Annotated in this window: 6 protein-coding genes; all 6 read left to right on the forward strand. The window is 72.5% G+C overall.

Going from position 1 to position 6,000, the window contains the following annotated elements; all coding sequences use genetic code 11:
- The first annotated feature begins 77 nt into the window (after window positions 1-77).
- Window positions 78-605, forward strand: coding sequence for a crossover junction endodeoxyribonuclease RuvC (gene ruvC, locus ABZV78_RS24965; protein WP_355642270.1), 528 nt, complete (start codon window positions 78-80; stop codon window positions 603-605).
- Window positions 602-1,204: a Holliday junction branch migration protein RuvA gene (gene ruvA, locus ABZV78_RS24970; RefSeq protein WP_355642272.1), complete on the forward strand. Its 603-nt coding sequence runs from the start codon at window positions 602-604 to the stop codon at window positions 1,202-1,204. The genes ruvC and ruvA overlap by 4 nt, the downstream gene beginning before the upstream one ends.
- Window positions 1,201-2,265 (forward strand): Holliday junction branch migration DNA helicase RuvB, encoded by a 1,065-nt coding sequence (ruvB, locus tag ABZV78_RS24975; protein WP_355642274.1) that lies wholly within the window; start codon window positions 1,201-1,203, stop codon window positions 2,263-2,265. Before ruvA ends, ruvB begins: the two co-directional genes overlap by 4 nt.
- A gap of 124 nt (window positions 2,266-2,389) precedes the next feature.
- On the forward strand, window positions 2,390-2,752 hold the full coding sequence (yajC, locus tag ABZV78_RS24980; RefSeq protein WP_355642276.1) for a preprotein translocase subunit YajC: 363 nt from the start codon (window positions 2,390-2,392) through the stop codon (window positions 2,750-2,752).
- Between the two features lie 223 nt (window positions 2,753-2,975).
- Entirely contained in the window at window positions 2,976-4,898 is a 1,923-nt protein-coding gene (gene secD, locus ABZV78_RS24985) for a protein translocase subunit SecD (RefSeq protein ID WP_355642278.1), read from the forward strand.
- A 1-nt stretch (window position 4,899) separates the two neighbouring features.
- Window positions 4,900-6,000 (forward strand): protein translocase subunit SecF (secF, locus tag ABZV78_RS24990; protein ID WP_355642279.1); only part of this gene is annotated, 1,101 nt, incomplete at its 3' end.

Here is a 6,000-nt window from a genome sequence, read left to right on the forward strand (position 1 = left end):
CCCGCCCGGCGGCGGTCCGACCGCACCAGTAGGGTGTCGAACACACGTACTGCTGGCGGCTTGGGGGAGGAGGCGGCGTGCGCGTGCTGGGCGTCGACCCGGGGCTGACCCGGTGCGGGGTCGGCGTGGTCGAGGGTGTGCCGGGGCGCCCCTGCACCCTGGTCGCCTACTACGTGGTCTACACCGACCCCGGCGACGACCTGCCGCTGCGCCTGCTGCACCTGGACCGCTCGCTCACCGACCTCGTGGCCGAGCACCGGCCCGACGCCGTGGCCGTCGAGCGGGTGTTCAGCCAGCACAACGTCCGCACCGTGATGGGCACCGCCCAGGCCAGCGGGATCGCCGTGCTCGCCGGTGCGCGGGCCGGGCTGCCGGTGCAGACCTACACGCCCAGCGAGGTGAAGGCGGCGGTGACCGGTTCCGGTCAGGCCGACAAGGCGCAGATGACCGCCATGGTCACCCGGCTGCTGCGGCTGCCCGAACCGCCCCGCCCGGCCGACGCCGCCGACGCCCTGGCCCTGGCCATCTGCCACGTCTGGCGCGGCGGCACCCGGTCCAAGCTGGCCGCCGCGGCCGAGCGGGCACGACGAGGAGGAGCGCGATGATCGCCAGCGTGCGCGGCACGGTGACCGCGACCGGTCCGGACCACGCGGTGGTGGAGGTGGGCGGCATCGGCCTGGCGGTGCAGTGCGCCCCCGGCACCCTCGCCGAGCTGCGGGTCGGCCAGCCCGCCCGGCTGGCCACCAGCCTGGTGGTCCGGGAGGACTCGCTCACCCTCTACGGCTTCGCCGACGACGACGCCAAGCAGCTCTTCGAGCTGCTCCAGACCGCCAGCGGGGTGGGCCCGCGGCTCGCCCAGGCGGTGCTCGCCGTGCACACCCCGGACGCGGTCCGCAAGGCCATCGCCAACGCCGACACGGCCGCGCTGACCCGGGTGCCCGGCATCGGCAAGAAGGGCGCCGAGCGGCTCGTCCTCGAACTGCGCGACCGGATCGGCCCGGTGCCGGTCGGCGTCGACGGGGCGGCCGGCGTGACCGCCGGCGCGTGGCCTGAGCAGGTCCGCCAGGCCCTGGTCGGGCTCGGCTGGACCGCCGCCCAGGCCGAGCAGGCGGTGGCCGCCGTCGCCGAGACCGTCGACGGGGAGACCCCGCCCGTGCCGGTCCTGCTCAAGCAGGCCATCCGCCTCCTGGGCCGCAGCCGATGACCGACGAGAACCTGGTCTCGGCGTACGTCAGCGACGCGGAGCGGGACGCGGAGGCCAGCGTCCGGCCGAAGCGGCTGGAGGAGTTCATCGCCCAGCACCGGGTCCGCGACCAGCTCGACCTGCTGCTCAAGGGCGCCATGCGGCGCGGCTCCCCGCCCGACCACATCCTTCTGTCAGGGCCGCCTGGCTTGGGTAAGACGACCCTGGCCAACATCGTGGCCGCCGAGCTGGGTTCGGGGATCCGGGTGACCAGCGGGCCGGCCATCGAGCGCTCCGGCGACCTGGCCGCCATCCTGACCAGCCTCGCCGAGGGCGACGTGCTCTTCATCGACGAGATCCACCGGATCGCCAAGCCCGCCGAGGAACTGCTCTACAGCGCCATGGAGGACTTCCGGGTCGACGTGGTGGTCGGCAAGGGCCCGGGGGCGACCGCCATTCCGCTCGACGTCGAGCCGTTCACCCTGGTCGGCGCGACCACCCGGTCCGGCCTGCTCACCGGGCCGATGCGGGACCGGTTCGGCTTCGTCGCGCACCTCGACTTCTACGCCCCGGCCGACCTGGAGGCGCTGCTGCACCGGTCCGCCCGGATCCTCGGCGTGCCGATCACCGCCGACGGGGCGGCGGAGATCGCCGGCCGGTCCCGGGGCACCCCGCGGATCGCCAACCGGCTGCTGCGCCGGGTCCGCGACTTCGCCGAGGTCCGCGCCGAGGGGGTGGTCAACCTGGAGACCGCCCGGGCCGCCCTCACCGTCTACGACGTCGACGCGCTCGGCCTGGACCGGCTGGACCGGGCGGTGCTCACGGCGCTGGTCGACTCGTTCCGGGGTGGCCCGGTCGGGCTCTCCACCCTCGCCGTGGCGGTGGGGGAGCAGCCGGACACCGTCGAGGAGGTATGCGAGCCCTTCCTGGTCCGGGCCGGGCTGCTGGCGCGGACGCCGCGCGGCCGGGTCGCCACGGCGGCCGCCTGGCACCATCTGGGGCGTACACCGCCGAATGGTACATTTGGCGCGGATGCCCCTCCGGTGCCCGATCTGTTCTCGGCGCAGACCGATCAGGCGTGATCCGAACGTGATCTGTGCCGCATTCGGTGTTCTCAGGTGTAGGGATTAGACTTCGCCGCGGTCTGTACAGGACGTGAGAATCCGCCTCCGCTCCGGCACCCCACGGGGGTGGGAGCAGAGGCCAATGGGAAGGTCGACAACCGTGCAAAACCTTGCAGCGAGTGGCGGAGGGGCCGGCGGCCTGACGCCGATCCTCATGATCGCTCTGCTCTTCGGCGTCATGTACTTCATGATGATCCGCCCCCAGCAGAAGCGTCGCCGCGAGGCCGAGCAGATGCAGTCCGCGCTCGGCGTGGGCGACGAGGTGGTCACCATCGGCGGCCTCTACGGCACGGTCACCGGGGTCGAGGACGAGACCGTCCTGCTCGAGGTCGCTCCGGGCGTGCAGACCCGGTACGCGCGCCCGGCGATCGCCCGCGTGGTGAAGCGGACCGAGGCCCCGGAGGCCGAGACGATCACCGAGGAAGCCGAGCCGGTCAAGGAGTGACCACGCGCCCCGGACGGGGCAGCGGATTCACCCACACAAGTGGATAGTTGGGTCGGCGTCCGACGCCGGCACGCGGGAAGCCCGCGCGACGCCGCCGCGTTGTGCGCTGGGGAGGCGTGCCGTCCGGCGGCGCCGATCCGCCGGAGCAGTCGGGCGGACACCCCCGGCCCGACAATCTCGCCGCTGTCGAAGCGGCGCGACCGTACAGGGAGACAGGACAGCCGTGGCACCACCTCAGGGACAGATGCGCCCCGGACGGCAGCTCGCCGTCCTCGGGTTCATCTTCGTCGTCCTCTATCTTCTGGTGTTCTTCTCGGGCGGCGCCAGCGGTGGCTGGAAGGACCGGCTGGAGCCCCGGCTCGGCCTGGACCTCATCGGCGGCACCCGGCTGACGCTCGAGGCCACCAACAGCGTGGACGGCAAGCCCCCGACCGCCGCCAACCTCGAGGAGGCCCGCCAGATCATCGAGAGCCGGGTCAACGCCTACGGCGTGGCCGAGGCGGAGGTGGTCACCGAGGGCAACCGGAACATCGTCATCTCTCTGCCTGGCCAGAACCGCGAACTGAACGACGTCGGTGAGGCCGCCGAGCTGCGCTTCCGCAAGGTGCTCAAGGCCACCGACGGCAGCGGCGCCGCCGCCGCGCCGGCCCCGACCGCCAGCGCCACGCCGGCCCCGTCGGGCAGCGCGACCCCGGCCCCGTCCGGCAGCGCGACCCCCCAGCCCTCCGGGAGCGCCGCGCCCAAGGCCACCGCGTCGCCGAGCGCCGGCGGGCAGGGCGGCATGGCCCCGACGCCGAGCGCCAGCGCCGCGGCGCCGACCCCGTCGGCCTCGCCGAGCGCGGCCGCGCCGAGCCCGAGCGCCAGCGCCGCGCCGGTGCCGCAGAACATCGAGCAGCAACGCAAGGCCATCGAGCAGAAGGTCGGCGCGCCCGCCTGGGCCGCCGCCTCGGGACTCCAGGCGCCGGCCGACCTCACCGCCGACCCGACGCTGGCCGACAAGCTCAAGCCGTTCGGAACGCTCTCCCCGCAGGAGATCGCGGTGCTGCCGGTCGGGATGCAGTTCAACGTCCCGACCATCACCTGCGCCCAGCTCGACAAGCGGCCGGCGGCGTCGATCAAGGACGAGAACCAGCAGGCGGTGGCCTGTGAGTCCGGCGTGAAAGACCTGCTCGACGTGGCGAAGGTGCTCGGCACCGACGTCGACGACGCCAACGCCGTGCTCGACCAGACCAGCTCGTGGGTGGTCAGCCTGAACTTCACGGGCAAGGGCCAGGAGAAGTGGACCGCGCTGACCCGCGAGGCGTTCACCAACGAGGGTCAGGCCTGCGACCAGACCGCGCTCGGCCAGGACGGCAAGTGCCGGGTCGCCGTCGTGCTGGACAACCAGATCGTCTCGTCCCCGGAGATCCAGGGCGTGCTGACCGGTGACTCGCAGATCACCGGCAGCTTCGACAACAAGAGCGCCAACGCGCTGGCTAGCCAGCTCCGCTACGGCGCGCTGCCGGTGACGTTCGAGCCGCAGGAGCGGCAGAACGTCACGGCGACGCTGGGCGACAGCCACCTCAAGGCGGGTCTGCTGGCGGCCGGCATCGGCATGCTGCTGGTCATCATCTACTCGTTCTTCTACTACCGGCTGCTCGGCTCGGTCATCTTCCTGAGCCTGGTGCTCTCCGCGCTGCTGGTCTTCGGCGCGCTGGTGGTGCTCGGCCGGTCGATCGGGTTCACCCTCACCCTCGCCGGCATCGCCGGCATGATCGTCTCGCTCGGTGTGGCGGCGGACTCGTTCGTCATCTACTTCGAGCGGCTCAAGGACGAGATCCGGGAGGGGCGCAGCCCGCGCAGCGCGGTGCCGCGGGCGTGGATCCGGGCCCGCCGGACGATCATCTCGGCGAACGCCATCACCCTGATGTCGGCCGTGGTGCTCTACATCGTCTCGGTCGGCGCGGTGAAGGGCTTCGCCTTCGCGCTCGGCCTGGCGACCGTCCTCGACCTGGTCGTCGTGTTCCTCTTCCGCCACCCGATCATGACGATGTTCGCCCGGACCCGGGCGTTCCTGTCCCCGCGGGTCAGCGGTCTCGGCCGGGCCCTGCCGGCCCGGTCGGCCGAGTCGGGCGCCGCCCGCAACCCGCGCGTCAAGGAGGCCTGAGATGGCTAAGACTGGTCTGGCGTCCCGGCTCTACCGGGGCGAGGCCGATCTCAACATCGTCGGCCGGCGCAAGCTGTGGTTCACCGTCGCCGGTGTGCTGGTGCTGATCGCCGTGCTCAGCTTCGCGGTCCGGGGCTTCAGCCTCGGCATCGAGTTCGCCGGCGGCAACTCGTTCCAGGTGCCGGCCAGCGTCGGCACCCTGGAGCAGGCCGAGGCGAAGGTCGACGCGGCGCTGGCGACCAAGGGCGGCGGCGCCGAGGTGGTCACCGCGCAGAAGGTCGGCAGCACCAGCGGGGAGTACTACGAGCTGCGCACCGGGCAGCTCACCGCGGAGCAGGCCAGCGAGGTCAAGACCGAGATGGCGCAGTCGTTCGGCATCCAGGCCGACCAGATCAGCGGCAGCCAGGTCTCCGAGGCGTGGGGCAGTCAGGTCACCTCCCGCGCCCTGCTCGGTCTGCTGATCTTCGTGGCGGTGGTGGCGATCTACCTGATCCTCCGCTTCGAGTGGCGGATGGCGGCCGCCGCGATCGCGTCGCTCTTCACCAACCTGGTGCTCACGGCCGGCATCTACTCGCTGGTCGGCTTCGAGGTCACCCCGTCGACGATCATCGGCTTCCTCACGATCCTGGGCTTCGCGCTCTACGACGTGGTGGTGGTCTTCGACAAGGTCCAGGAGAACACCCGGGGCATCACCGCCAACAACAACCTGACCTACGGCGAGGCGGCCAACCTGGCGCTGAACCAGAGCCTCATGCGGTCGCTGAACACCTCGGTGGTCGCCCTGCTCCCGGTCGGCGGCCTGCTCTTCATCGGTGCCGGCCTGCTGGGCGCGGGCACCCTGAAGGACCTGGGTCTGGTGCTGTTCGTCGGTATGGCGGTGGCCTTCCTGACCTCGATCCTGCTGGCCACCCCGCTGCTGGTACTGCTGAAGAACCAGGACCCGCGGATCAGCGCGCACAACAAGCGGGTGCTGGCCCGCCGGGGCGCCATCGCCCGCGGCGAGGTCACCCCGAAGGGCGCGCCGCGGGCCGCGGCGACCACGGCCGACGAGGCCATCGACCCCGAGGCGGCCGCCCTGGCCGGCGCCGCCCCGAAGGTCGGC

This window comes from Micromonospora sp. NPDC004540 (assembly GCF_040610095.1).
Taxonomy (GTDB): domain Bacteria; phylum Actinomycetota; class Actinomycetes; order Mycobacteriales; family Micromonosporaceae; genus Micromonospora.